Origin of the sequence: Streptomyces sp. NPDC006326, assembly GCF_040612915.1 — a bacterium.
Taxonomy (GTDB): Bacteria; Actinomycetota; Actinomycetes; order Streptomycetales; family Streptomycetaceae; genus Streptomyces.
This window is the reverse complement of record NZ_JBEXRC010000045.1, coordinates 39,649-65,580: the sequence shown is the minus strand read 5'-3', so window position 1 is coordinate 65,580 and position 25,932 is coordinate 39,649. Positions and strand designations below refer to the sequence as shown.

At 73.7% G+C, this 25,932-nt stretch carries 21 protein-coding genes; 13 read left to right on the top strand and 8 right to left on the bottom strand.

The genetic code is table 11. The features are described 5' to 3' along the window. Positions 1–175: 175 nt before the first annotated feature. The gene (locus tag ABZ128_RS28475; RefSeq protein ID WP_356851874.1) at positions 176–955 is read right to left on the bottom strand and encodes a DeoR/GlpR family DNA-binding transcription regulator; all 780 of its coding nucleotides are present in this window, start codon (positions 953–955) and stop codon (positions 176–178) included. A 178-nt stretch (positions 956–1,133) separates the two neighbouring features. On the opposite strand from ABZ128_RS28475, the gene ABZ128_RS28470 reads away from it, so the two are divergent. The 4 genes from ABZ128_RS28470 (at position 1,134) to ABZ128_RS28455 (ending at position 4,765) form a co-directional block, all read left to right on the top strand. Beyond that, the gene (locus ABZ128_RS28470; protein ID WP_356851873.1) at positions 1,134–2,036 is read left to right on the top strand and encodes a sugar isomerase; all 903 of its coding nucleotides are present in this window, start codon (positions 1,134–1,136) and stop codon (positions 2,034–2,036) included. After that, positions 2,033–2,869 (top strand): class II fructose-bisphosphate aldolase, encoded by an 837-nt coding sequence (locus tag ABZ128_RS28465; RefSeq protein ID WP_356851871.1) that lies wholly within the window; start codon positions 2,033–2,035, stop codon positions 2,867–2,869. Before ABZ128_RS28470 ends, ABZ128_RS28465 begins: the two co-directional genes overlap by 4 nt. Positions 2,870–3,016: 147 nt before the next feature. After that, positions 3,017–4,207 (top strand): acyl-CoA dehydrogenase family protein, encoded by a 1,191-nt coding sequence (locus ABZ128_RS28460; protein WP_356851870.1) that lies wholly within the window; start codon positions 3,017–3,019, stop codon positions 4,205–4,207. Positions 4,208–4,363: 156 nt separating this feature from the next. Next, entirely contained in the window at positions 4,364–4,765 is a 402-nt protein-coding gene (locus ABZ128_RS28455; RefSeq protein ID WP_356851868.1) for an STAS domain-containing protein, read from the top strand. Positions 4,766–4,778: 13 nt separating this feature from the next. Here ABZ128_RS28455 and ABZ128_RS28450 read toward each other — a convergent pair whose 3' ends face one another. Then, entirely contained in the window at positions 4,779–5,243 is a 465-nt protein-coding gene (locus tag ABZ128_RS28450; RefSeq protein ID WP_356851866.1) for a cyclic nucleotide-binding domain-containing protein, read from the bottom strand. A gap of 144 nt (positions 5,244–5,387) precedes the next feature. Between ABZ128_RS28450 and ABZ128_RS28445 the strand changes: the two genes are divergently transcribed. From ABZ128_RS28445 to ABZ128_RS28435, 3 genes are read left to right on the top strand one after another with little or no spacing between them, the layout of a single operon-like run. Beyond that, on the top strand, positions 5,388–6,281 hold the full coding sequence (locus ABZ128_RS28445; RefSeq protein ID WP_356851864.1) for an oxygenase MpaB family protein: 894 nt from the start codon (positions 5,388–5,390) through the stop codon (positions 6,279–6,281). A gap of 33 nt (positions 6,282–6,314) precedes the next feature. Then, entirely contained in the window at positions 6,315–8,420 is a 2,106-nt protein-coding gene (locus ABZ128_RS28440) for a tetratricopeptide repeat protein (protein ID WP_356851863.1), read from the top strand. Further along, the gene (locus ABZ128_RS28435; protein ID WP_356851861.1) at positions 8,417–10,108 is read left to right on the top strand and encodes an NAD(P)/FAD-dependent oxidoreductase; all 1,692 of its coding nucleotides are present in this window, start codon (positions 8,417–8,419) and stop codon (positions 10,106–10,108) included. The genes ABZ128_RS28440 and ABZ128_RS28435 overlap by 4 nt, the downstream gene beginning before the upstream one ends. Positions 10,109–10,138: 30 nt before the next feature. Here the strand turns inward: ABZ128_RS28435 and ABZ128_RS28430 are convergent, their stop codons facing one another. Further along, on the bottom strand, positions 10,139–10,585 hold the full coding sequence (locus ABZ128_RS28430; RefSeq protein ID WP_356851860.1) for a nitroreductase family deazaflavin-dependent oxidoreductase: 447 nt from the start codon (positions 10,583–10,585) through the stop codon (positions 10,139–10,141). A gap of 105 nt (positions 10,586–10,690) precedes the next feature. After that, the gene (locus ABZ128_RS28425; RefSeq protein ID WP_356851858.1) at positions 10,691–12,709 is read right to left on the bottom strand and encodes a serine hydrolase; all 2,019 of its coding nucleotides are present in this window, start codon (positions 12,707–12,709) and stop codon (positions 10,691–10,693) included. Positions 12,710–12,854: 145 nt separating this feature from the next. On the opposite strand from ABZ128_RS28425, the gene ABZ128_RS28420 reads away from it, so the two are divergent. The 3 genes from ABZ128_RS28420 to ABZ128_RS28410 all read left to right on the top strand — a co-directional run bounded on the left by ABZ128_RS28420 (position 12,855) and on the right by ABZ128_RS28410 (position 16,726). Beyond that, positions 12,855–13,961 carry a nitronate monooxygenase family protein gene (locus tag ABZ128_RS28420; RefSeq protein WP_356851856.1) on the top strand — a complete coding sequence of 369 codons (1,107 nt, stop codon included), beginning with the start codon at positions 12,855–12,857 and terminating at the stop codon, positions 13,959–13,961. 11 nt (positions 13,962–13,972) lie between these two features. Beyond that, entirely contained in the window at positions 13,973–15,550 is a 1,578-nt protein-coding gene (locus ABZ128_RS28415; protein ID WP_356851855.1) for an acyl-CoA synthetase, read from the top strand. Positions 15,551–15,619: 69 nt separating this feature from the next. Next, the gene (locus tag ABZ128_RS28410; protein ID WP_356851853.1) at positions 15,620–16,726 is read left to right on the top strand and encodes an ionic transporter y4hA; all 1,107 of its coding nucleotides are present in this window, start codon (positions 15,620–15,622) and stop codon (positions 16,724–16,726) included. Positions 16,727–16,830: 104 nt separating this feature from the next. On the opposite strand, the gene ABZ128_RS28405 is transcribed toward ABZ128_RS28410, so the two are convergent. From ABZ128_RS28405 to paaK, 3 genes are all read right to left on the bottom strand, one after another. Further along, on the bottom strand, positions 16,831–19,281 hold the full coding sequence (locus ABZ128_RS28405) for a penicillin acylase family protein (protein ID WP_356851852.1): 2,451 nt from the start codon (positions 19,279–19,281) through the stop codon (positions 16,831–16,833). A gap of 259 nt (positions 19,282–19,540) precedes the next feature. Continuing rightward, the gene (locus tag ABZ128_RS28400) at positions 19,541–20,359 is read right to left on the bottom strand and encodes a YhjD/YihY/BrkB family envelope integrity protein (RefSeq protein ID WP_356851880.1); all 819 of its coding nucleotides are present in this window, start codon (positions 20,357–20,359) and stop codon (positions 19,541–19,543) included. 113 nt (positions 20,360–20,472) lie between these two features. Next, positions 20,473–21,774, bottom strand: a complete 1,302-nt coding sequence (paaK, locus tag ABZ128_RS28395; protein ID WP_356851851.1) for a phenylacetate--CoA ligase PaaK — start codon at positions 21,772–21,774, stop codon at positions 20,473–20,475. A 114-nt stretch (positions 21,775–21,888) separates the two neighbouring features. On the opposite strand from paaK, the gene ABZ128_RS28390 reads away from it, so the two are divergent. Then, positions 21,889–22,737: an alpha/beta hydrolase gene (locus tag ABZ128_RS28390; protein ID WP_356851879.1), complete on the top strand. Its 849-nt coding sequence runs from the start codon at positions 21,889–21,891 to the stop codon at positions 22,735–22,737. Between the two features lie 126 nt (positions 22,738–22,863). Continuing rightward, entirely contained in the window at positions 22,864–23,079 is a 216-nt protein-coding gene (locus tag ABZ128_RS28385; RefSeq protein ID WP_356851849.1) for a hypothetical protein, read from the top strand. A 160-nt stretch (positions 23,080–23,239) separates the two neighbouring features. Here the strand turns inward: ABZ128_RS28385 and ABZ128_RS28380 are convergent, their stop codons facing one another. Beyond that, positions 23,240–24,889: an acyl-CoA synthetase gene (locus ABZ128_RS28380; RefSeq protein ID WP_356851848.1), complete on the bottom strand. Its 1,650-nt coding sequence runs from the start codon at positions 24,887–24,889 to the stop codon at positions 23,240–23,242. Positions 24,890–25,077: 188 nt separating this feature from the next. On the opposite strand from ABZ128_RS28380, the gene ABZ128_RS28375 reads away from it, so the two are divergent. Beyond that, the gene (locus tag ABZ128_RS28375; protein WP_356851846.1) at positions 25,078–25,878 is read left to right on the top strand and encodes a crotonase/enoyl-CoA hydratase family protein; all 801 of its coding nucleotides are present in this window, start codon (positions 25,078–25,080) and stop codon (positions 25,876–25,878) included. Positions 25,879–25,932: the final 54 nt, after the last annotated feature.

Here is a 25,932-nt window from a genome sequence, read left to right as displayed (position 1 = left end):
GGGCCGGGCAGTCAAGGGTGGCCGCAGGCCATCGCGAAGCGACGCGAACGAAGAGAGCGCCCTTGACGGCCCGGCACGACACGGAAGGACAGTGGACTGCCGGGAAGCCCCCGAACCCTCTCCGATGCCGGGTGCGGGAATCCCGCCCCCCGAAGCCCCCGCCCCCCGACCCCCCTCACACCCGCACCACCTCCACCCCCGCCGCCTCGAACGACGAGGCCACCGCATCCGGGAGGCCCGTGTCCGTTACCAGGGTGTGGACCGATCGGGTGGGGCAGATGCGGGCGAAGGCGCGGACTCCGAGTTTGCTGGAGTCCGCCGCGATGACCACCCTGCGGGCCCGTTCGCACAGCAGGCGGTTCATCGCGGCCTCGTCCTCGTGGCGGGTTGCCGCCCCGTCGGCCGGGTCGAAGGCGTCCACGCCGACGACCGCGGTGTCCACCGTCAGCTGGCCGAGGACCTGCTGGGCCAGCGGGCCCGTGAGCTCGTACGACTGGGGGCGGGCGACGCCGCCGGTCAGGACGATCTTGAACTGTGGTCTGATGACGAGCTCCCCCGCGATGTTGAGGGCGTTGGTCACCACCGTCAGTGCGGGCGAGCCCGTCGCCAGGTCCGGCCGGCCGGCCAGCGTGCGGGCCACCTCCGTGGTCGTGGTGCCGCCCGTCAGGCCGATTACCTCACCGGGCGTGATCAGCGCCGCGACCGCCTCGCTGATGCGGTGCTTCTCGGCGGCGCGGCGGGACGTGCGGTAGCGCAGCGGGAGTTCGTACGAGACCCCGTGCAGCACCGCCCCGCCGCGCGTGCGGACCAGCAGCTGCTGCTCGGCCAGTTGGTCCAGGTCGCGGCGGATGGTCGCGGCTGACACGCCGAGGGTTTCCGCCGTCGGCTCCACCTCCAGCTCACCGTGTTCCACCAGCAGATCCAGCAGCGACTGCCAGCGTTCCTTGCGGGTCATGGACCCCACGGCGTTCAACCCCCTCGGACGTTCCCGCTTGTGCCGCTCGGCCTATCCGTCGACATTAACTGAGGGGATCAAGGCCGAGTTGCTTGAAGTTGCGTGAAACCGCCCGATACCTTGCAGGAAAACGCATCAGGACGCACCAACACGCCCCCCGCGGGGCCAGGGAGCCGCCATGAGCCACGTCGCGCAGGAGTTGGGCACGCAACCCGAGTGCTGGGAGCGGGCCGCCGAACTGGCCCCGGCGCAGCGGGCGGTGCTGCCGCAGCCGGGGGAGCGTACCGCCTTCGTCGGGTGCGGGACCTCGTACTACATGGCCCAGGCGGCCGCCGTCCTGCGCGAGGAGGCCGGCCAGGGCGAAACGGACGCCTTCCCCGCTTCCGAGTTCCCGCGGCACCGCCGCTACGACCGGGTTGTCGCGCTGACGCGCTCCGGCACCACCACCGAGGTACTCGACCTGCTGGCCGGGCTCCGCGACGCCGGCGTGCCCACCACGGCGGTCATCGGTGACCCCGCCACCCCGGTGATGAGCGTGGCCGATGAGCTGGTCGTCCTCGACTTCGCCGACGAGCAGTCCGTCGTGCAGACGCGCTTCGCCACCACCGCCCTGACCCTGCTGCGCGCCCACCTCGGGCTGCACACCGCGGCGGTGGCCGCCGACGGCCGGACCGCTCTGGCCGAGCCGTTGCCCGAACAGGCGGCGAGCTGTGGCCAGTTCACCTTCCTCGGGCGCGGCTGGAGCGTCGGGCTCGCGCACGAGGCCGCCCTGAAGATGCGGGAGGCCTCCCTGTCCTGGGCGGAGTCGTACCCGGCGATGGAGTACCGGCACGGGCCGATCAGCGTCACCGGGCCGGGCACCCTGACCTGGTCGCTCGGCCAGGCCCCCGACGGGCTCGCCGAGCAGGTCCGGTCCGCCGGAGGCCGGTGGGTCGCGGGCCGGCTCGACCCCCTTGCCGAACTGGTACGGGCGCAGCGGCTGGCCCTCGCGGTCGCCGCGCACCAGGAGCTCGATCCGGACCGGCCGCGCAACCTGACCCGTTCGGTGATCCTCACCGCCGGCGAGGAGGCGGTCCGATGAGCATCGTGCCGGCCGGAACGCTCGTCGAGCGGGCGGCCGCCGACGGCCGCGCCGTCGCGGCGTTCAACATCATCACCTTGGAACACGCCGAGGCCGTCGTCGCCGGGGCGGAGCAGGCGGGTCTGCCGGTCATCCTGCAGCTGAGCGAGAACGCGGTGAAGTTCCGCGGCGGGCGGCTGCTGCCGATCTCGCGCGCCGCAGCCGCGTGTGCGGAGGCCGCCGCCGTCCCGGTGGGGCTGCACCTGGACCACGTGAAGAGCCCCGACCTGCTCCGGCAGGCCGCCGACGCCGGGTTCAGCTCGGTGATGTACGACGCCGCGCAGCTGCCGTACGCGCAGAACCTGGAGGCCACCCGCTCCGCCGCCGACTGGGCGCACGCCAACGGGTTGTGGGTGGAGGCGGAGTTGGGCGAGGTGGGCGGGAAGAACGGCGCGGCCCCGCCGGACCCGCACGCGCCGGGGGCCCGTACCGACCCGGACGAGGCGCGGCGCTTCGTTGCCGACTCCGGTGTCGACGCGCTGGCCGTGGCGGTCGGCAGCAGTCACGCCATGACCAGCCGTACCGCCTCCCTCGACCACGCGCTGCTGGCGCGGCTGGCCAAGGCGGTGGACGTGCCGCTGGTGCTGCACGGATCCTCGGGCCTGCCGGACGCCGAACTGGCGGCGGCCGTGGCCGGCGGCATCCGCAAGGTCAACATCGGCACGGCGCTGAACGTGGCGATGACCGAGGCCATCCGCACGCACCTGACCCCGGCGGACCCGCGCCCGTACCTGACGGCTGCCCGTACGGCGATGGCGGCGACGGCCGCGGCGATGATCGCCGCGCTGACCTGAGCGAGCGCGCTGCCGCGGCGGGACGGGGCCGTCTGCGCGTCCCCGCCGAAACCCCGGCCCGTCGGCCCTTCCCCCTTCTTGTAACAGGTTCTACTCTGTGCGCCGCCACACAGCGACCGGCTGGACCGCCAGACACCCGGAGGGGCCGTGCACCTCGAATACACGCCTGAGCAGCAGCAGTTGCGCACCGAGCTGCGCGCCTACTTCGCCGACCTGGTCCCCGAGGACGTCTACGCCCGCTATGAGGACCCGGCCGCCCAGAAGCGCTTCTACCGGGAGACCATCCGCCGGCTCGGGGCCGACGGATGGCTCGGCGTCGGCTGGCCCGAGGAATACGGCGGCCGCGGGATGTCGCCCATGGACCAGTTCATCTTCTTCGACGAGGCGGCGCAGGCCGTCGTACCGCTGCCGCTGATGGCGCTCAACACCGTCGGGCCGACCATCATGCAGTTCGGCACCGACGAGCAGAAGGCGTACTTCCTGCCCCGGATCCTCTCCGGCGAGATCGACTTCGCCATCGGCTACAGCGAGCCCGACGCGGGCACGGACCTGGCCGCGCTCAAGTGCAGGGCCGTCCGCGAGGGCGACGAGGAGACCGGCACGTACGTCGTCAACGGACAGAAGATATGGACCACCAACGGCGACACCGCCGACTGGGTCTGGCTCGCCGTCCGCACCGACCCGCAGGCCCCGGCGCACCAGGGCATCACCATGCTCCTGGTCCCCACCTCCGACCCGGGCTACTCCTGCACCCTCATCAACACCCTCGCGTCCCACGACACCACCGCCAGCTACTACGAGAACATCCGGGTCCCCGCGAGCCGCCGCGTCGGCCGGGAGAACCGGGGCTGGCGGCTGATCACCAACCAGCTCAACCACGAGCGCGTCACCCTCGCCGCCCACGGCACCATGGCCATCCGGGCCCTGCACGACGTCCAGCGCTGGGCCGCCGGGACCAAGCTCGCCGACGGCCGCCGTGTCATCGACCTGTCCTGGGTCCGTGGCCGCCTCGCCCGCACCCACGCCCGCCTCGACGCGATGAAGCTGCTCAACTGGCAGATGGTGAACGCCGTCCAGGACGGCACTCTCACCCCGCAGGACGCCTCGGCCGTCAAGGTGTACGGCTCCGAGGCCCGCCGGGACGCCTACGCCTGGCTGATGGAGGTGGTCGGCGCGGCGGGCCCCCTCAAGGACGGCTCGGCCGGCGCGGTCCTGCACGGCGAACTCGAACGCGGCTACCGCAGCGCGGTCATCTTCACCTTCGGCGGCGGCAACAACGAGATCCAGCGCGAGATCATCTCCTGGATCGGCCTCGGCATGCCCCGCGTACGCCGCTGACCGGCCCGCGCAGGGCCCGGGGGAGGTGGCGGGCGTCCGGCATGCGGGCGGGGGCTCGGGCGGGGTGGCGGCCGACGTACGCTCACGGGCCCGGGTGCTCGCGGCGCGGCGCGAGGTCCGGGAGCATCCTGCCCCCGTGAAGCCGAGGAACCGACGATGACGATTGAGTGGCGCTACACCGCGCACCAGGAACTGGGCGTCCTGTCCCTGGCCGGATACCTCGGCGCCGAGGCGACCGGGCGGTTCACGGGGGCCGTCGGCTGGGCCGTGGCCCGGGGGACCGGGCCGGTGATCCTGGACCTGACCGGGCTGCGCGGCTGGTCGGCCGACGGGCAGCGCGCCGTCGCGGAGGCCGCCCGGCGCCTCGCGGCGCACGGCCGGCCCATGGAGCTCGCCGCCGTCCCCGCCGAGGCTCCGCCGGTGCCCGGGGCGGCGGGCCCCGCCGTGCCCGTCCACGGGGATCTGCCCGCCGCGCTCTCGGCCCACCGCCGGGGCGAGGGGGCGGGCCGTCAGTGGCACACCGACGACTGGCCCGGCTCCCTCACGCCCCCCGCCTGACCAAGCCGCCCGATCACCGGCCGCTGCCGCTGCCGTACGGGGCGTACAGGTCGAGCAGCCGCTCCCGGGCCGCTTGCAGCCGGTGGGCCAGGACCTGTCCCACCCAGGTGGCGACCGCCGCCCTGAAGGCCGGGTCGCCGTCCATCAGCTCCCGTACGGCATCGGCGTCGAACTCGTGGGTGCGCAGCGGGGTCGTCGCCTCCGCGCCCAGATGCCACTGGTGCGGCCGGAACATCCACGACCAGCCGACCAGCTCACCCGGGCCGAGGTTCTCGATCACCGCCGGCTGTTTCCCGGGGACGTGCAGGTCCAGGGTGACCACGCCGGAGCGGACGATCCAGAAGCGGTCGGCCCGGCCGCCCTCGTTGAAGAGGCGGGTGCCCTCGGGGAAATTCACCTCGCGGGCGTGCTCCATCAGGCGTCCGCGGTGTTCGGTGGGCAGTGCCTGGCCGATCCGGGTGGGCATCGGGTTGCGCATGGCGGCCTCCCTTCCTCGCCCTTCCAGTCTCCGTCCGCCCCGGCCCCGCTGCGCCCCCGCCACTGGCGCCGGCCCGGAACCGGTGGGACGCTGACACCGCGTTCCACCGATGTCCGGGCAGTACCGGAGGGAAGGGGCGATGCGGTGACCGAAGCGGCGGGCGCGGCCGACCCCGGTCTGTACGGGCCCGGGTCCGTCACCTGGCAGTGCCACGGCGACCCGATCATGTGGATCGCCGGTGTCCGGGCGCTGTACCTCCAAGCGCTGCATCCGCGCGCGGTCCGCGGCGTCATGGAGAATTCCGATTTCCGCCACGACGCCTGGGGGCGGCTCCTGCGGACCGCCGATTTCGTCGGCACCATCACCTACGGGACCACCGAGGAAGCCGAACGCGCCGGCGCCCGCGTCCGCCGGATCCACAGCACGCTGTCCGCGACCGACCCGGCCACCGGCGAGCGGTTCCCCGTCGACGATCCGGAGCTGCTGCTCTGGGTGCACTGCGCCCAGATCGACAGCTTCCTGCACGTCCTGCGCCGCTCCGGCGTGTCCCTCACGGACGCCCAAGCCGACCGCTACGTCGACGAGAACCGGGTCAACGCCCGCCTCGTGGGCCTCGACCCGGCGCAGGTGCCGGCGGACACGGCGGCCCTCGCCGCGTACTTCGACACGGTCCGGCCCGTGCTCGCCGCGGGCCCGGACGCCCGGGCCGTGGACGGGTTCCTGCGCAGTCCGCCCGTCCACCCCGCCCTCCTCGCCGGCCGAAACCTGCTGTGGCGCCCGGTCGCGGCCCTCGCGTACGGATCCCTCCCCGCCCACGCGCACCGGCTGTACGGGAGACCCGCGCCGCCCCCGGACACCGTCACCAGGAACCTGCGCCTCACCGGTACCCTGCTGCGCAGCATTCCCGCTGGTCTGCGCTGGCAGCTGCCCCCAGGTCACATCTTGAAGGCGATGCAGCGCATGGGCCCCGGGAGCCGCCCCTCGCCGTACACACTGCATACATCAGCGGCCATACTGGACCGGCCGGGGAGGGCATAGGACGTAGCACGACAACGGGGGCGGCTTTAAGACATGGCGGAGTCCAGACTGATCCAGGGCCGGTACCGGTCGCTCGATCTGATCGGGCGCGGCGGCATGGGCGAAGTGTGGCGTGCCCGGGACGAGTCGCTCGGCCGGCAGGTCGCCGTCAAATGCCTCAAGCCGCTCGGGTCCGAGCAGGACAACCACTTCACCCAGGTCCTGCGCGAACGCTTCCGCCGGGAGGCGCGCGTCGCCGCGTCCCTCCAGCACCGCGGTGTCACCGTCGTCCACGACTTCGGCGACGACAGCGCCGCGGGCGGCCCGCTGTACCTCGTCATGGAGCTCCTGGACGGCCGCAACCTCAGCCAGCTCCTGGAGGACAACGAGGCCCGCCCGCTCCCCGTGGACGTGGTCGTCGACATCGCGGAGCAGCTGGCCGCCGCCCTCGGCTACACCCACGACCAGGGCGTCGTGCACCGCGACCTCAAGCCCGCCAACATCATGCGGCTCACCGACGGCACGGTGAAGATCTGCGACTTCGGCATAGCCCGCCTCGCCCACGACATCGGCTTCACCGCCAAGCTGACCGGCGGCGGCATGGCCATGGGGACCCCGCACTACATGTCGCCCGAACAGATCGCCGGCGGCGAGGTCGACCACCGCAGCGACCTGTACTCCCTCGGCTGCGTCCTGTACGAGATCGCCACCGGCGCCCCGCCCTTCGACCTCGGCGACTCCTGGTCGGTGCTCGTCGGACACCGCGACACCGCGCCGGTGCCGCTCCGCGAGCACCGCCCCGAGCTGCCCGAGTACGTCGAGCAGGTCGTCCTGGACCTGCTGGCCAAGCGCCCCGAGGACCGCCCCGGCGACGCCCGCCACCTGCACCGGCGCCTGGTGGAGGCCCGGCTCGGCGCCGGCGGGCCGCTCGGGGCGCAGCCCGCCCTGCCCGCGTGGGCCCGGGGGATGACCGCCGGCCGCAAGGCCGGGACCGACGCCCGCCCCGCCAGCGGCGAATGGGCCGTCCTCACCGGCTCCTGGACCGCCGCGCGGCCCGGCGGGTCCCACCGGATCGTGCGGCCCGCCGCCGCCGAGGACCCGCGGCTGACCGCGCCCTACGGCATCGCGCGCATGCCCGGCCGCGGCGGCGCGGGCTCCGGCGACGGCGCCGCGGCCCCGGCCGCCGGGGCGGGTACCGGGCCCGAGGAGCTCACCGCCGGGCACGCCCGCGCCTTCGCCCTCAGCCGGGCCGGCCGCCCCGACGAGGCGCTGGCCGCGTACGAAGCGGTCGCCGCGGGCCGCACCCGCCTGCTCGGCGCCGACCACCCCGACACCCTCGCCGCGCGCCAGGAGGCGGCGTACGAACTGGGCCGGCTCGGCCGTCACCGGGAGGCCCACGAGGTCTACCGCGCGGTACTCGTCGCCCGCGAGCGGAGCGCGGGCCCGCTGCACCCCGACACCCTGCGCTGCCGCCACAACCTGGCCTGCGCGCTCGGCGCCCTCGGCCGCTTCGACGAGGCCCACCGCACCGCCTGCGCGGTCGCCGCCGACCGGGCGGCCGTGCTGGGCGACGAGCACCCGGACACGCTGCTGACCCGGTACGAGGTGGCCTACGCCCTGGGCCGCCTGGAGCGCTGGGATGAGGCCCTGGAGGGCTTCGCCCAGGTCGCCGCCGTACGCGAACGGGTCCTCGGCCGGGACCATCCCGACACCCTCGCCGCCCGCTACGAGGTCGGCATCGCGCTCGGCCGCAGCGGCCGCGCCGCCCAGGCCCTGGACCTGTTCCGGGGCCTGGTCCGCGACCGCACCCGCGCCTACGGGGCCCTCGATCCCGAGACGCTCCGCGCCCGGCACGTCCTCGGCGTCAACCTGGGCCGCCTGGAGCGCTGGGAGGAAGCGGTGCAGGAGGCCCGGGAGGTGGGCGCGGCCCGCGCCAGGGCGCTCGGTGCCGAACACCCCGACACCCTGGTCAGCCGCCGCGAACTCGCCGCCGGGCTCGGCCGGCTGGGCCGCTGGGACGAGGCCCTGCCCGTCTACCGGGAGCTCGCCGGCATCCGGGAGCGGTCCCTCGGCGACGAGCACCCCGACACCGTCGCCGCCCACGCCGACGAGGTGTACTGCCTGGAGCGACTCGGCCAGGTGTGCTACCAAGAGCCATGACGACCTCGCGGGGACCCGGGCAGGCCACGGTGCAGGACGACGCGGTACGCGGCGACGACGGCGCCCACCACGACACGGCGTACGAGCGCGCCGCGTACGACGACGCGGTGTACGACGACGCCGTCTACGACGACGTGATCGTGGGCGGAGGGCACAACGGCCTGGTGGCCGCCGCGTACCTGGCCCGGGCGGGCCGCTCGGTGCTGGTGCTGGAGCGGCTCGCCACCACCGGCGGCGCCGCGGTCTCCACCCGCCCCTTCGTGGGGGTGGACGCCCGGCTCTCGCGCTACTCCTACCTGGTCTCCCTGCTGCCCGCGAAGATCGTGCGCGACCTGGACCTGCGGTTCGCGGTCCGGCGGCGCACCGTCTCCTCGTACGCCCCGGTCGAACGCGGCGGCCGCCCCGGCGGGCTGCTGGTCGGCGGCGACGAGGCCCGGACCCGGGAATCCTTCGCGCGGCTGACCGGCTCGGACCGCGAGTACGACAGCTGGCGGGCCTTCTACGGGCTGACCGGGCGCGTCGCCGAAAGGGTGTTCCCGACCCTGACCGAGCCGCTGCCCTCGCGGGCCGGGCTGCGCGCCCGGATCGACGACGATGCCGCCTGGCGGATGCTGTTCGAGGAACCCCTCGGGCAGGCGGTCGAGAAGTACTTCGCCGACGACCTGGTGCGGGGCGTGGTGCTCACGGACGGGCTGATCGGCACCTTCGCGGACGCGCACGACCCCTCGCTGGCGCAGAACCGCTGCTTCCTCTACCACGTGATCGGCGGCGGCACCGGCGACTGGAACGTCCCCGTCGGCGGGATGGGCGCCCTCACGGACGCGCTGGCCGCCGCCGCGCGGCAGGCCGGGGCGCGCATCGCCACCGGGCACGAGGTGCTCCGGATCGACACCGACGGCAGGGCGCCGGCCGAGGTGACCTTCCGTACGGCGACCGGCGAGGGACGGGTCGTCGCACGGACCGTGCTGGTCAACGCCTCACCCCGGGCCCTGGCGGAACTCCTCGGGGAGGACGGGCCGGTCCCCGCCGAACGGCCCGAGGGGTCGCAGCTCAAGGTGAACATGCTGCTGCGCAGGCTGCCCCGGCTGCGGGACACCACCGTGGACCCGCGCGAGGCCTTCGGCGGCACCTTCCACATCGCAGAGGGCTACGCCGAGCTGGCGCGGGCCTACGCGGAGGCGGCGGCCGGGGAGCTGCCCTCCGTACCGCCCTCGGAGATCTACTGCCATTCGCTGACGGACCCCTCGATCCTCGGGCCGGAGCTGGTGGAGCAGGGCTACCAGACGCTCACCCTCTTCGGCCTGCACACCCCGGCCCGGCTCTTCGAGAAGGGGCACGGCGGCAACACGGTGGCGCGCGAGGTGCTGCTGACCGCGACCCTCGCCCAGCTCGACGCGCACCTCGCGGAGCCGATCACCGACTGCCTGGCCTTCGACGCCGACGGCCGGCCGTGCATCGAGGCCAAGACCCCGCTGGACCTGGAGCGTGAACTGCGCCTGCCCGGCGGTCACATCTTCCACCGGGACCTGTCCTGGCCGTACGCGGACGAGGAGCCCGGGGCCCGCGGCCGGTGGGGCGTGGAGACCTCGTACGCCAATGTCCTGCTGTGCGGTGCGGGCGCCGTGCGCGGGGGCGGCGTCAGCGGGGTCCCCGGTCACAACGCGGCCATGGCCGTGCTGGGGCACTGACCCCGCGCTGACCCCGCCTGCCGCCGCCGGTCAGGCGGTGAGGGGTTCGATGACGACGAGCGGGATCTCCCGGTCGGTCTGGGCCTGGTACTCGTCGTACGAGGGCCAGTGCCTCAGCATCAGCGGCCAGTACCGGGCGCGTTCCTCGGGCGTGGCCGTACGGGCCGTGCCCTGCATCGTCTTCGGCCCGACCTGGATGCGGACCTCGGGGTGGGCGGTCAGATTGCGGTACCACAGCGGGTGCTCGGGGGCACCGCCCTTGGACGCGACGACGAAGTAACGGCCCTCTTCCTCACCGTAGATGAGCGGCGTGCGCACGGGTTTGCCCGAGACCCGGCCGATGGTCGTCAGCAGCAGGGTCTGGGTGCCCCGCCAGTGATGGCCTTCCGCTCCGTTGGTGCGGGTGTACTGCCGGACGTGGTCCAGCTGCCAGCCGCCCTTGGGGTCGGTCGGGTGGTCCCAGTCGATCTCGGTCATCGGACCTTCCTGCCTTCGTGTCGAGCGGTCAACGCATCACCAACGAGGGCCAACACCACCGGGCACGGCTTTATGCCGCCGCGAGCGGTCCGGTGCGCTCCCGGGTCAGTCCGCCGACATGGTCCAGCCGACCGCCTCGATACGGGCCGCGTCGGCGGGGCGGTCCTCCGCGAAGAGCAGGCACGCCGGCTCCGACACGCGCAGGACGTCCACGTACACGCCGCGCCCCACGTACCGGCCGGTCGCCGTGTGCCGGAAACGGAGCCGGACCTCGCGGCCCGCCCAGGCGGTGAGCGGGGCGTCCAGGCGGTGCCAGATGCGGCCGGACCAGCCGCCCGCGCAGCCCTGGGGCCACTGTTCGGGGGAGCCGCCCGTGGTCCGCTGCGTGCTGAACGGCAGGGGCTGCCAGGTCTGCCCGTCGGCGGAGGCCTCCAGGTGGAAGGCGCCTTCGCCGGGCACGGTGTCCCACCACACGGTGCAGCGCAGCCGGGCGGCGGCCGTGGCCGGGGTGAGCGGCGGCAGGGTGAGGGTGCCGCAGCCGCCGGTCTCCATGCCGGAGAACCAGGCCGGGCCTCCGTGCCTCGTGCGGACCGGGACGGCCCGGGCGAAGCGGTTGCCGACGGCGACGCGCGGGGCGCTGCCGGCCCGCCAGGTGCGCACGGGGTGGACGGAGTTGCCGAGCAGGATGAGGAAGGAGTCGGTGGACGGGTCCAGGACCAGGGAGGTGCCGGTGAATCCGGTGTGGCCGGCGGAGTGCGGGGTGGCCATGGCGCCCATGTACCAGTGCTGGTAGAGCTCGAAGCCCAGGCCGTGGTCGTCCCCGGGGAAGGCGGTGTTGTAGTCGGTGAAGAGCAGCTCGACGGAGGCGGGGCGCAGGATGCGCTTGCCGGCGTAGATGCCTCCGTCGAGGAGGGTGCGGGCCAGGATGGCCAGGTCCCAGGCCGTGCCGAAGATGCCGGCGTGGCCGGCGACGCCGCCGAGGGCGTACGCGTTCTCGTCGTGGACCTCGCCCCAGACCAGCCCGCGGTCCAGGCCGGACCAGGGCGGCCGCTGCACCTCGGTGGCGGCGGTGACCCGGCGCCAGGCGAGCGGCGGGTTGTAGCGAGTGCGGTGCATCCCGAGCGGAGCGGTGATCTCGTCGTGGAGCAGGGCATCCAGAGGGTGACTGGTGATCCTTTCCACGAGCAGTTGGAGCGCGATGAGGTTGAGGTCGGAGTAGCGGTACACGGTCCCGGGCGTGTCCTGCGGGCGCACGGACCACAGAAGCCTCAACCGTCCCTCGCGGGTGGGCTGCTGGTAGAAGGGAGCCCAGGAGCGCAGGCCCGAGGTGTGGGTGAGCAGCTGCCGGACCGTGATCAGCTCCTTCCCGCCGCCGGTGAACTCCGGCAGGTACCGCTCCACCGGGGCCTCCAGTTCCAGCTGCCCGCGCTCCATCAGCTGCACGGCGAGCAGCGAGGTGAACAGTTTGGTGAGGGAGGCCAGGTCGAAGACGGTGTCCTCGGCCATCGCGATCCGCTCGGCCGCCGGGAACTCGCGCACCCGGTCGGTGCGGCCGTCGTAGTCCGCGTACCGTACGGCCTCTCCCACGGCGCGGTGCAGGCACACGGTACGGCCCCGCCCGGCCAGCACCACGGCCCCGGCGTAGTAAGGGTGTTCGGGGGAGGGGCCGAGGAAGCGGCGGGCCTCGTCGACGACGGCGTCCAGGTGCTTCTCCAGCAGCCCGGCCTGCCGGGCGGACCCGTACCGCAGCCGCAGCCCTTGCAGGGCGCGCCGCTCAGCCGGGTTCCCGGCGGCTCCGGCGCCCCCCGGTACGGCGGCCTGCAACAGCAGCACCCCGCCCAGCGCCACCACCCCGGCCCCGAGCCCGCGCCGGCTCACCCCGCCGCTGCTCACCCGGCCGCTGCCGCCCCGACCCGCGCGCCCGCTGCCGCCGAGGCTCCGGCCCCCGCCGCCGCGGCCGCGGCCCATGCGCCCGCTGCCGCCCGGCTCGTCGGCGCCGCCCGCCCCGGGCCGGGGCGCGGCCTCCTGCGCGGCCGGGGCCGGGGCCGGGGTGGAGGGGGGCCTGCGTCGCCCCGGTCGCGCCTTCGGCGCCTGCGCGTCGCCGTCCCCCGTGTGCTCCTCCATCGCCGGCCTCCTGTCCGCCGTATCGGCCTCTCGAAGTATCTGCCCGTCCGGGCGGCGCCCTCCGCACCGACGGGCCCGCAAAGAATCTGACGCTGCATCAGAAAATCTCTTCCCTCGGCCGCCGCCCTGCGGCATGCTGCCGCCCATGGAGACGGAGCTGAGCAAGAAACTCGGAGTCGAGCACGCCATCTTCGGCTTCACGCCCTTCCCGGCGGTCGCGGCGGCCATCACCCGCGCCGGCGGATTCGGCGTGCTCGGTGCGGTCCGCTACACCGCCCCCGACGACCTGCGGCGCGACCTCGACTGGATGCAGGACAACACCGGCGGCAAGCCCTACGGCCTCGATGTGGTCATGCCGGCCAAGAAGGCCGTCGACGGCATCAGCGAAGCCGACATCGAGGCGATGATCCCGGCCGGTCACCGCGCCTTCGTCCGCGACACCCTCGCCAAGCACCACGTCCCCGAGCTCGCCGAGGGCGAGGCCTCCGGCTGGCGGATCACCGGCTGGATGGAGCAGGTCGCCCGCAACCAGCTCGACGTCGCCTTCGACTATCCCGTCAAACTCCTGGCGAACGCACTCGGTTCCCCTCCCGCCGACGTCATCGCCCGCGCCCACGACCACGGCGTCCTCGTCGCCGCCCTCGCCGGCAGCGCCAAGCACGCCCGCCGCCACGCCGAGGCCGGCATCGACATCGTCGTCGCCCAGGGCTACGAGGCCGGAGGCCACACCGGCGACATCGCCACCATGGTCCTGGTGCCCGAGATCGCCGAGGCCGTCGCCCCGCTCCCCGTCCTCGCCGCCGGCGGCATCGGCAGCGGCGAGCAGATCGCCGCCGGGCTCGCCCTCGGCGCCCAGGGCGTCTGGCTCGGCTCCCTCTGGCTCACCACCACCGAGGCCGACCTGCACTCCCGCGCCCTCACCGAGAAGCTGCTCGCGGCCGGCTCGGGCGACACCGTCCGCTCCCGCGCCCTCACCGGCAAGCCCGCGCGCCAGCTGCGCACCGAATGGACCGATGCCTGGGACGACCCGGCCGGTCCCGGCGCCCTCCCCATGCCGCTGCAGGGACTGCTGGTCGCCGAAGCCGTCTCACGGATCCAGAAGTACGAGGTCACGCCGCTGCTGGGCACGCCCGTCGGCCAGATCGTCGGACGGATGAACAGCGAACGCAGCGTCCAGGCCGTCTTCGACGACCTCACCCGCGGTTTCGAGCGCGCCATCGACCGCATCAACCGCATCGCCGGCCGAGCCTGAGGAGCGTGCAGATGAACGGCATGCAGACGAGCGAGCAGACGACGGGCCGCCCCAACGGATTCTGGGCCCAGGCCACCGCCGATCCCGAACGCACCGTCCTCGTCACCCCGGAGGGCGAGGAGTGGAGCGCCGGCCGCCTCCACGCGGCCGTCAACCAGCTCGTCCACGGCCTGCGCGCCGCGGGCCTGGAACGGGGCGACGCCTTCGCCGTGGTCCTGCCCAACGGCGTCGAGTTCTTCACCGCCTACCTGGCCGCCTCCCAGGCCGGCTTCTACCTCGTGCCGGTCAACCACCACCTCGTCGGCCCGGAGATCGCCTGGATCGTCTCCGATTCCGGCGCCAAGGTCCTGATCGCCCACGAGCGCTTCGCCGGGCCGGCCGTCGCGGCCGCCGACGAGGCGGGCCTGCCTGCGAGCCACCGGTACGCGGTCGGGACGGTGGCCGGCTTCCGCCCGTACGCCGAACTGCTCGACGGGCAGCCCTCCACGCCCCCGGAGCACCGGACCCTCGGCTGGGTCATGAACTACACCTCGGGCACCACCGGCCGCCCCCGCGGCATCCGCCGCCCGCTGCCCGGCAAGCTGCCGGAGGAGACGTACCTCGGCGGCTTCCTCGGGATCTTCGGCATCCGCCCCTTCGAGGGGAACGTGCACCTGGTCTGCTCGCCGCTGTACCACACCGCGGTCCTCCAATTCGCGGGCGCCGCCCTGCACATCGGGCACCCGCTCGTCGTGATGGACCGGTGGACCCCGCAGGAGATGCTGAGGCTCATCGACACCCGCGCCTGCACGCACACGCACATGGTCCCCACCCAGTTCCACCGGCTGCTCGCGCTGCCGCAGGAGACGAAGGACGCGTACGACGTCTCCTCCATGCGCCACGCGATCCACGGAGCCGCGCCCTGCCCCGATCACGTCAAGCGGGCGATGATCGACTGGTGGGGCACCTGCGTCGAGGAGTACTACGCGGCCAGCGAGGGCGGCGGCGCGTTCGCCACCGCGGAGGACTGGCTGAAGAAGCCCGGCACGGTCGGCAAGGCGTGGCCGATCAGCGAACTGGCCGTCTTCGACGACGACGGCAACCGGCTGCCGCCCGGCGAACTCGGCACTGTCTACCTCAAGATGAACACCGGCGGCTTCAGCTACTACAAGGACGAGGACAAGACGCGGAAGAACCGCATCGGTGACTTCTTCACCGTGGGGGACCTGGGTCTGCTGGACGAGGAGGGCTACCTCTTCCTCCGTGACCGCAAGATCGACATGATCATCTCGGGCGGGGTGAACATCTACCCCGCCGAGATCGAATCCGCTCTGCTCACCCACCCGGCGGTCGCCGACGCCGCCGCCTTCGGGATCCCGCACGCCGACTGGGGCGAGGAGGTCAAGGCCGTCATCGAACCGGCCGAGGGCTTCGAGGCGGGGGATGCGCTCGCAGCCGAGATCCTGCACCACTGCGAGCGGCAATTGGCGGGGTTCAAACGTCCGAAATCGGTCGACTTCATCGAGACGATGCCCCGGGATCCGAACGGGAAGCTGTACAAGCGGCGGCTGCGCGACCCGTACTGGGAGGGCCGCGAACGCGCGGTATGAGGGCCACGGCAGCGCGTCGGACGCCTCCCTGCGCCGCACCGGGGGGACGAATCTGGCACGTTGGCTGATATGAGTACGGCTACCCGCAGATTCTCCGTGACCGACTGGACCGTGGCGGTCCCCGTGCTGGCGCTGGTCGCCCTCGTCCTCAGCTGGGGACGCGAGCTGCCGGGGCCCGTGGTGGCGCTCGTCGCGCTGTGCCTCGCGGGGGCCGTCCTGGCGGCCGTCCACCATGCGGAGGTCGTCGCCCACCGGGTGGGCGAACCCTTCGGCTCCCTCGTGCTCGCCGTGGCCGTCACCGTCATCGAAGTGGCCCTCATCGTCACCCTGATGGCCGACGGCGGCGACAAGACGGCCTCGCTCGCCCGGGACACCGTCTTCGCCGCCGTCATGATCACCTGCAACGGCATCGTCGGCCTGTCCCTGCTCGTCGGCGCCCTGCGCAACCGGGTCGCCGTCTTCAACGCCGAAGGCTCCGGCGCGGCCCTGGCCACCGTCGCCACGCTGGCCGTCCTCAGCCTGGTGCTGCCGACCTTCACCACCACCAAGCCCGGGCCGGAGTTCTCGCCGGCGCAGCTGACCTTCGCCGCTCTCGCCTCGCTCGCCCTGTACGCCCTGTTCGTCGCCGTCCAGACGGTCCGGCACCGGGACTACTTCCTGCCGGTGGGCGGTGAGGCCTCCGCGGCCTCCGGTGAAGGCGGCCACGCCGATCCGCCCGGCTCCCGCGCCGCCCTGGTCAGCCTCGGCCTGCTGCTGGTCGCCCTGGTCGCCGTGGTCGGCGACGCCAAGGCCGTGTCCCCGACCATCGAGGCGGGCGTCACCCGCGCGGGTCTGCCGAACGCTGTCGTCGGTGTGATCATCGCCCTGCTCGTGCTGGCCCCGGAGACCCTGGCCGCCGTCCGGGCGGCCCGCCGGGACCGGGTGCAGACCAGTCTGAACCTGGCCTACGGCTCCTCCATCGCGAGCATCGGCCTGACCATCCCGGCCATCGCGCTGGCCTCCGTCTGGCTCTCCGGGCCGCTGCTGCTGGGCCTCGGGCCGACCCACATGGTGCTGCTCGCCCTGACCGTCGTCGTCAGCGCGCTCACCATCGTCCCGGGCCGGGCCACCCTCCTCCAGGGCGGCGTCCACATCGTGCTGCTGGCCGCGTACCTGTTCCTCGCCGTGAGCCCGTGAGCCCGTGAGCCCGTGAGCGCGTGGGCCGGTGCGCCCGCCCGCGAGTCGCCGTGGCGGTGCGGCGCCGGCGCGGTCCCGTACGAGGGGGCCGCGCCGGCTCCGGTTCAGCGGCGTTCGCGCGGCCACACCACCTTCAGCTGCGGTGAGGCGAGGATGTCCCGCTCGCAGAACCGCGAGGTCACCCACCGCTCCCCGGACAGCAGCCGGGTCTGGTCGGCGGAGTGGGGCGAGAGGGGGTTCGAGGACTGGCCGTACGTCAGCAAGGTGCGCGCGACCGGGCAGTGGCCGCCGTCCCAGCCGACCGCCTGGATGTGACTGGAGCCGTGCACGACCTCCGGGTAGCCCCCGGCGGCCGCGTCCCACGGCGCCTCGATCTTGTTCCAGACGCCCAGCGCCTCGGTGCCGCCCGACACCGGCAGCCGCTGCCCGCCACGCACCACGAGCTGGTGCTCGCCCAGCGGGGCGTCCAGGGCGATGCCCGCCGCCGTCAGCTCGGCGACCGCGTCGGCGAGGGCCCGTCCGATACCGGGCGCAGCCGGATTGAGCGTACGCGGCGTGCGGACGGGGTCGGCGGCCGAGAACGGCACCAGCCACAGGTCTTTGGCCGCCGTACCCGCCGTGAGCCTGCGCCAGAAGCGGTCGAAGAGGAGCGCGCCCCGGCTGCCGGTGTCGGCTGTGCGGTCCCAGGCGGCCAGCACCGCGCAGGCCGCGGTGACGTCCACCGTCCTGCCGTCGCTCGCCGTCGCCGTGCCGCCGGGCAGCGCGGCGCAGGCCCCGGCGGCGTCGGCCGCCGCCAGGTCACCGGCCGGTACGCGGTTGGCGAACTGCTGCTCCTGCAGGTCGGCGACGGTCAGGCGGCCCCGCGCGGCCATCGCCGCCACGTCCTCGACCGCTCCGCGCGTGCGCAGCGAGCGCGGTGTGCCGAGGGTGCCCCAGATCCGCTCGTAGCCGGTCAGCGGCCGGTCCGCGTTGGCCAGCCAGGCGCTGTCGTTGGAGTTCTCGGCGTACGGGGCGTCGCGCAGGGTCGGTGCCTTCCCGGGGCCGAACACCCCCGGCTGCACCGCGTCGGGGTCCGAGCCGAGCGCGCAGTCGCCGCGTGCTCCGTCGAGGACGGCGAGCCCCGACGCCGGGTACGTGGCCCGGCCGAGCGGGGTGGAGCAGCGGGCGGCGAGCTCGTCGGTGATCCGCGGGAGCACCTGGGACTGGGTGAACAGGGTGGCGCCCGCGGAGTCCGCGGCGATCGTGTTGACCCAGGGCAGGCCCTGCGTGCGCCTGAGGGCGTCCTGGATCCCGGCGACCGAACGGGCCTTGCCGAGGGCGAGGGCGGTGTCGAAGCCGCGCAGGTTCGCCGCGTTCGGGTCGTTCAGGGCGTAGGCGGTGGCGGTGGTCCAGGGCAGCGGCAGTCCGGGTCCGAGGCCGGTGATGACCGGGCCGTAGCGGGTCCACCACTGGGTGCGGGTGACGGGTTCGCCGCCCGCCACCTGGACGGTGACCTTCCGTTCGGTCATCCGTTCCGGCTTGCCGTCGACCAGATAGGTGGTCGGGTCGGCCGGGTCCAGGGTGAGCTGGTGCAGGTTGACGGGGGTGCCGGTGGCCACGGTGTGGCTCCAGGCGACCTTCTCGTTGAAGCCGATGTTCACCACGGCGGTGCCGAGCAGGGAGCCGCCCGAGACGTTCAGCTCGCCGGGTATGGTCTGCTGCGACTGCCAGAACCGGCGACCGCCCTGCCAGGGGTAGTGCGGATTCCCGAGGAGCAGGCCGCGGCCGCTCGCGGTGGTGGACCCGGCGAAGGCCACCGCGTTGGAGCCCCTGTCGTAGCGGCCGGTGTCGAAGAAGGCCCGGGCCGCCTCGGCGGCGGCCGCCGGGTCCGTTGCGGCGGCGTCGGGCGCTGCCGCCGCCGTCGTACGGGCGCCGACGCCGGGCGGCCGCGCGGCGGTCATCCCGTCGACGCCGCGGCCCTGGCCGCCGAGCACCGAGATGGCGAAGCCCCGGGAAGCCACGTCGAGGGGGGTGACCGGGCGGACCCAGGCGGCGCCCTTGCAGGCGGGGTCGGTGATCTCGTTCTGGGCGAGCCAGGCGTTGTACCCGGCGGCCCAGCCACGCATCAGTTCCCCGAGGTCCTTGCCGGGGCCGGCCGGGGCGGGTGTGGCGAGCAGCTTCTCGACGGTGCCGGACTGGCGGACGCCCCTGAAGTACAGGTCGCTGGAGAGGTTCCCGGCGGCGGAGGAGAGGGATCCGTCGGGCGCCGCGTCGGCACCGAACCAGCGCGAGCGCTCACCGGCGAGGGTGACGAACCCGTCGGCCAGGACGCACACCTGGTCGGCAGCCTGGGCCCAGCCGGTGCCGAAGCCGAGGTTCGCGTAGTCCTTGGCCACTATGTGGGGTATGCCGTACTCGGTGTAGCGGATCACGGCGGACAGGCCGCCGCGGGACGGCCCGCGGTTCCCCGTGTCGGCGGCGGCCGCGGCGGCCTGCGGTACGGCGGCCGCGGCGGCGAGCAGGGCGGCGCCGGTGAGGGCGGCGCGGCGGAGGAGCGGGCGGGTATGGAATGGCAACGTGCCTCCCAAGTGGCATGGCGCGCGGGCGGGTTGCTCCTGGAGCAGCTGGTGCGTGCGTGCCCCCACACTCATGCAGGCGCGTTGACGGTCTGTCAACATCCCGTTTGGTATCCGAGCCGCGGTCTCGACCCCGGCCCGAGCAGCCCCCGGCTGCACGGGCGCCGCGTGCTGCCGGGTGACGCCGTGCCGTACACCGGCCTGCGGCCGGTCCGGGCGGTCCGGGCGGTCCGGGTGGTCCGGGTGGTCCGCCCCCGGGTCAGTCCCGGTCGGGGAGGAGGTCGGTGTGGCGCAGGCGGCGGACCGTGAGGTGTTCGTGGACCAGACGGCCGACCAGTGCGCCGCCGTACACGACGAAGCCGACCCCGACCAGCCAGGACTGGACGACCAGCAGGGTGCCGAACGGGCCGTACGTGACCGCGTTCGAGGCGATCAGCGGGGAGAACACCAGCTGGGAGAAGACCCGCAGCCCGAGCAGGCCGATGCTGGTGGCCACCGCCCCGGGGAGCAGCGCCCGCCAGCGGACCCGGCCGCCGAGCAGCAGGCGCTGGGAGCCCCAGAAGAACAGGCAGGTGCCGATCAGGTCGCCCGTGGTGCCGAGGGCGGTGCCGGCGGCGTCGTCAGAGGGCGCGGGGATCTCGACGAGCAGCGCGAGGTAACAGACGAGCAGGGCCAGCCAGACGACGTGCCGCCACATGGTGTGCCAGCGGGCGGTCGGCAGGTCCCACACCTTCTCGTAGCCGGTCTGGACGGCCGAGCCGAAGGTGAGGCCGAAGACGGCGAGGGCGGCGAGACCGAAGGCGGTGGTCCGCTCCAGCGCCAGGTCGGCGGCGCCGAACAGCATCTCGACCCGGGCCCGCGAGGCGGCGCTCACGCCGAGGGCCTGGCCGAGCCAGCGGCCGAAGCCGGAGCCGCTGCCCGGCGCGGCGGCGGCCACGACCACCAGCAGCGGCACCAGGGTCAGGAACCCGAGCGCCGCGAATCCCATGGCCCGGTGCATCAGCTCCATCTCGCGCCCCCGGCTCCAGGCCAGCCCGGCCGGGGAGGCCTGGAGCCGGGCGTGGATCCGGCGCAGCATCGAGGTCACGGGACTGGCCTACCCGGCGGCACGCGGGGAACCGCGGCGCCACCCGGGAATTGGGCCCGAAAGGGTGGTTTCGCGGGCCCGCCCGGAAGGTGCCCGGCGGTCCGCTACTGTGCCGTCCGCAGGTCCACCAGCCGCTTGATCTTCCCCACCGAGCGCTCCAGCGTCTCCGGGTCGACGACTTCGACGGTGACGGAGACGCCGATGCCCTCCTTGACCGCACGCACCACTTCGGCGGCCGCGGCCCGTCTGCGCCCGGCATCCGCATCCCGGCGCGCCTCCACCCGTACGGTCAGGGCGTCCATCCGGCCCTCGCGGGTCAGCCGCAGCTGGAAATGGGGAGCCAGGCCGGGTGTCCGCAGCAGGATCTCCTCGATCTGCGTCGGGTAGAGGTTCACCCCGCGCACGATGATCATGTCGTCGCTGCGCCCCGTCACCTTCTCCATGCGCCGGAAGGCCGGCCGGGCGGTGCCGGGCAGCAGCCGGGTCAGGTCCCGGGTGCGGTAGCGGACGACCGGCATGGCCTCCTTGGTGAGCGAGGTGAACACCAGCTCCCCGGGCTCGCCCTCCGGCAGCACCTCGCCGGTGAGCGGATCGACCACCTCCGGGTAGAAGTGGTCCTCCCAGATGTGGAGGCCGTCCTTGGTCTCGACGCATTCCTGCGCCACGCCCGGGCCCATCACCTCGGACAGCCCGTAGATGTCCACGGCGTCGATGCCGAGCCGCTCCTCGATCTCCCGGCGCATCTCCTGCGTCCACGGCTCCGCACCGAATATCCCTGTCCGCAGGGAGGTGGCGCGCGGGTCGATGCCCTGGCGCTCCATCTCGTCCAGCAGGGTGAGCATGTACGAGGGCGTCACCATGATGACCTCCGGCCGGAAGTCCTGGATCAGCCTGACCTGGCGGTCCGTCATCCCGCCCGAGGCGGGGACGACCGTACAGCCGAGGCGCTCCGCCCCGTAGTGCGCGCCGAGGCCGCCGGTGAAGAGGCCGTACCCGTACGCCACGTGGACGATCTGGCCGGGTCTGCCGCCGGCCGCCCGGATGGAGCGGGCCACGACATCGGCCCAGGTGGCCAGGTCCCCGTCGGTGTACCCGACGACGGTGGGGCGGCCGGTGGTGCCGCTGGAGGCGTGGATGCGGCGCACCTCGGAGCGGGGGACGGCGAACATGCCGAAGGGGTACTGGTCGCGCAGGTCCGTCTTCGTCGTGAAGGGGAACAGGGCGAGATCGGCGAGGGACCGGCAGTCGTCGGGGTGCACCCCCGCCTCGTCGAAGGCCCGGCGGTGGAAGGGGACTCGCTCGTAGGCGCGGTGCAGCGTCTCGCGCAGCCGCTTCAGCTGGAGGGCGGCCAGCTCGTCGCGGCCCAGCCGCTCGCTGTCGTCGTGGAAACCTGCGTACGCCGCCATGCCGTCACCTCATCGTGAGTGAGCCCGCCAACCGACCGATCATTCGGTAGATTGCCGGACCGGGGCGCCGAAATCAATGACTCGAACGAGTGATCGCATGATGGGATGAGGCCCATGCCCCTCTTCACCAGCTACGACGGAACCCAACTCGCCTACCACGTCCGGGGGGAGGGAGAACCGCTCGTGTGCCTGCCCGGCGGGGCCATGCGCGCCTCCGCCTACCTGGGCGACCTCGGCGGCCTGGCCGCAGGGCGCCGGCTCGTCCTGCTCGACCTGCGCGGCACCGGCGGCTCCGCGGTACCCGCGGACGAAAGGACCTACCGCGTCGACCACCAGGTCGCCGACGTCGAGGCGCTCCGCCTCCACCTGGGCCTGGAGCGCATGGACCTGCTGGCCCACTCGGCCGGCGGCAACCTCGTCCAGCTGTACGCCGCCCGGCACCCCGAGCGGCTGCGCCGGGTCGTCCTCGTGACCCCGACCGCCTGGGCCGTGGACCTGTCGTCCACCCCGCAGCAGAAGCTGGCGGCGGCCCGGCTGCGGGCGGGCGCCGAGCCGTACGACACCGCCATCGCGTCCTACGAGCGGATCCTCGCGGGCGGTGACTCCGACGCCGACTGGGACCGGGCCGCTCCCGTCTTCTACGGGCGGTGGGACGAGAGGGCCCGGGCGAACCACGCGGCGGGCGAGCAGCAGCAGAACGAGAAGGCGGCCCTGGCCTTCGCGGCTCCCGGAGCCTTCGACCCGCCCGCCACCCGCCGGGCGCTGCGGCAGCTCACGGCCGAGGTGCTGGTGCTGGCCGGGGAGCTGGACGGCAACCCGCCCCCGGCCCTGGCCGCGCAGCTCGCGGAGGTCTTCCCGCGCGGTACGGCCGACGTGCAGCCCGGCGCGGCGCACTTCCCGTTCCTGGACGACCCGGAGTGGTTCGCGGCCCGCGTCGAACGGTTCCTGTCCGACGGCACCTGAGCGGCCGGCCGGCCGGGCGGCTCCCCACCGGGCGCCCCCGGCCGTCGTGCACGGGCGCGGCGCGCGGCCGCCCGCCCGCCGGCGTACGGTCGAAGCAGATGCCCCTCGCGAAGGGAGGCGGCGGCGATGTCCGTCATCGACCCCGCGGTGTCGGTGCGCCTGAGCGCGGCCGGTGCCCGGCGCCTCTACGCGCTGCTCGCCGAGACGGCCCACCTGCTGGAGCACCCCGGCCCCGTACAGCTGACCGACGAGCAGGTCGGCGCGCTGGGCGGCGGCGCGGACCGCGACGAGCTCGCGACCTGGGCCCGCGCCCTCGCGGCCGACCTGCGCTCCCAGCTCTAGGGTCCGCCTCGTGGTGGATCTCCGGCCCCGCTTGACGTCCGTCAGGTGCAGACCCGTCAGGTCCAGATGGGGGGTCTCGTTGCGGGCGCGCAGGGCCCGCACCAGCAGGTCATGCCGGGCCGAGGCGTGCACCAGCTCGTGGAGCGCGAGGAGGAGACGGCTACCCGTTCGGCGTGGCCCGGTCGGCCGTGTCCGCCTGCGTGGCCACCGACTTCGCCCAGCGGTAGTCGGCCTTGCCGCTCGGGGAGCGCTGGATCGCGGGCGTGACGACCAGCTGGCGCGGGATCTTGTAGCCCGCCAGCCGGCTGCGGCAGTGGGTCTGGATCTCGTCCAGCGTCGGCTCGGGCGCGCCGTCCCGGATCTGGACCACGGCCGCGACGTGATTGCCCCAGCGTGCGTCCGGCACCCCCGCGACCAGGGCGTCGTACACGTCCGGATGGGACTTCAGCGCCTGTTCGACCTCCTCCGGGTAGACCTTCTCGCCGCCCGTGTTGATGCACTGCGAGCCGCGCCCCAGCACGGTGACGATGCCCTGTTCGTCGACCGTCGCCATGTCGCCGAGCAGCACCCACCGCTCGTCGCCCTTCCGGAAGAAGGTCTCGGCGGTCTTCACCGGGTCGTTGTAGTAGCCGAGCGGGACGTGGCCGCGCTGGGCCAGACGCCCGGGTACGCCCACCGGCACGGCCTCGTGGGTCACCGGGTCCACCACCTGCGTCCGGTCGTTGACCATGAGGCGGAAGCCCTTCTCCGGGCCCGCGTCGTCGGTCGCCCGCCCGTTGGACCCGGACTCCGAGGATCCGAAGTTGTTCAGCAGCACCACGTGCGGCACGAGCCGCTGGAACTCCTCCCGCACCGTCTCCGACATGATCGCTCCGGACGAGGAGACGCTGAACAGCGAGGACAGGTCGGTGCCCTTCAGTGGCCCGTTCAGGGCGTCGATGAGCGGCCGCAGCATCGCGTCGCCCACGAGCGACACGCTCGACACCTTCTCCTTCTCGATCGTACGGAGCACTTCCTCGGGCGCGTACTTGCGGTGGATCACCACCCGCTGCCCGTAGTTGAAGGCGATGAACGAGGTCAGCGTCGAGGTGCCGTGCATCAGCGGGGGAGCGGGGAAGAAGGTGAGGCCGGCGCCGCGCGCGACGACCCGCTCGGCCAGCTCCTCGGGCCGTTTCACCGGCTCGCCCGAGGGCTCGCCGCCGAACAGCCCAGCGAAGAACAGGTCTTCGGCCCGCCACATGACGCCCTTGGGCATGCCGGTCGTGCCGCCGGTGTAGATGATGAAGAGGTCGTCGGGGGAGCGGGGCGGGAAGCCGCGTTCCGGTGAGCCCGCCGCTTCGGCGGCCGCGTAGGCGACCGGCGCGATCGCGGGCTCCGGTGCGCCCCCGGGTGCCGTGCCGACCCGGAGCAGGTGCCGCAGCCGCGGCGTCTGGGGCAGGGCGGCCGCCACCCGCTCGGTGAACTCCCCCTCGAAGACGAGGGCGGCGAGGTCGGCGTCGTTGTAGAGGTAGACCAGCTCCTCCTCCACGTAGCGGTAGTTGACGTTCACCGGTACGAGGCGCGCCTTCAGGCAGGCCAGGACGGTCTGCAGGTATTCGACCCCGTTGTAGAGGTGCAGGCCCAGGTGCTCGCCGGCCTTCAGCCCGCTGTCCAGCAGGTGGTGCGCGATGCGGTTCGCCGCCGCGTCCAGCTGCGCGTAGGTCAGACGGCGCTCGGCGCCGGTGCCGGGGTGGTCCACGTACACCAGGGCCTCGCGGTCCGGGACCACGTCGACGACCGACTCGAACAGGTCGGCAAGGTTGTACTCCACCGTTCCTCCTCACCCCCGAAAGTTCCCCGTGGCGCGGCCGCCACCGGGCCGCTCGGCGGCCATTAGAGCGCCGCCCACCCGAACTGGGAAGGGCGCCGCCCAAGAAATCTGACTGGGTGTCAGAAAACCCTTGAAGTGCACACGGCCCTCCTGCAACCTGTTCTAGGTCTTGAGACGGGAGGACGGCAATGGGTGGGACGGAACACCTGACCGTGGAGCGCCGCGGCGCCACGCTGGTGCTCACCATGAACAGGCCCGAGGCGAAGAACGCGCTCTCGCTGCCGCTGCTGGTGGGGCTCTACGACGGCTGGCTGGAGGCGGACGCCGACGACACCGTCCGCTCGGTCGTCCTGACCGGCGCGGGCGGGGACTTCTGCGCCGGGATGGACCTCAAGGCGCTGGCCGGGAAGGGCATGGCGGGCGAGCAGTACCGGGACCGCCTGAAGGCCGACCCCGACCTGCACTGGAAGGCCATGCTCCGCCACCACCGCCCGCGCAAGCCGGTGATCGCGGCGGTGGAGGGCCACTGCGTGGCCGGCGGCACCGAGATCCTCCAGGGCACGGACATCCGGGTCGCGGGCGCCGGCGCCACCTTCGGGCTGTTCGAGGTCAGGCGCGGCCTCTTCCCGATCGGCGGCTCCACGGTGCGGCTGCCGCGCCAGATCCCCCGCACCCATGCGCTGGAGATGCTGCTGACCGGCCGGCCGTACTCCGCCGAGGAGGCGGCCCGCATCGGCCTGGTCGGCCAGGTCGTCCCCGAGGGGACGGCGCTGGCCAAGGCGCTGGAGATCGCCGAGCAGGTCAACGCCTGCGGGCCGCTGGCCGTCGAAGCGGTCAAGGCCTCCGTCTACGAGACCGCCGAGATGACCGAGACGGACGGACTGGCCGCCGAACTCGCCCGCGGCTGGCCGGTCTTCGACACAGCCGACGCCAAGGAAGGCGCCCGCGCCTTCGCCGAGAAACGCCCGGCCGTCTACCGCCGGGCCTGACCACGCCCCCGTAACCGCAGCATCACCCCGGAGCACCACCCGGCAGCACCACCC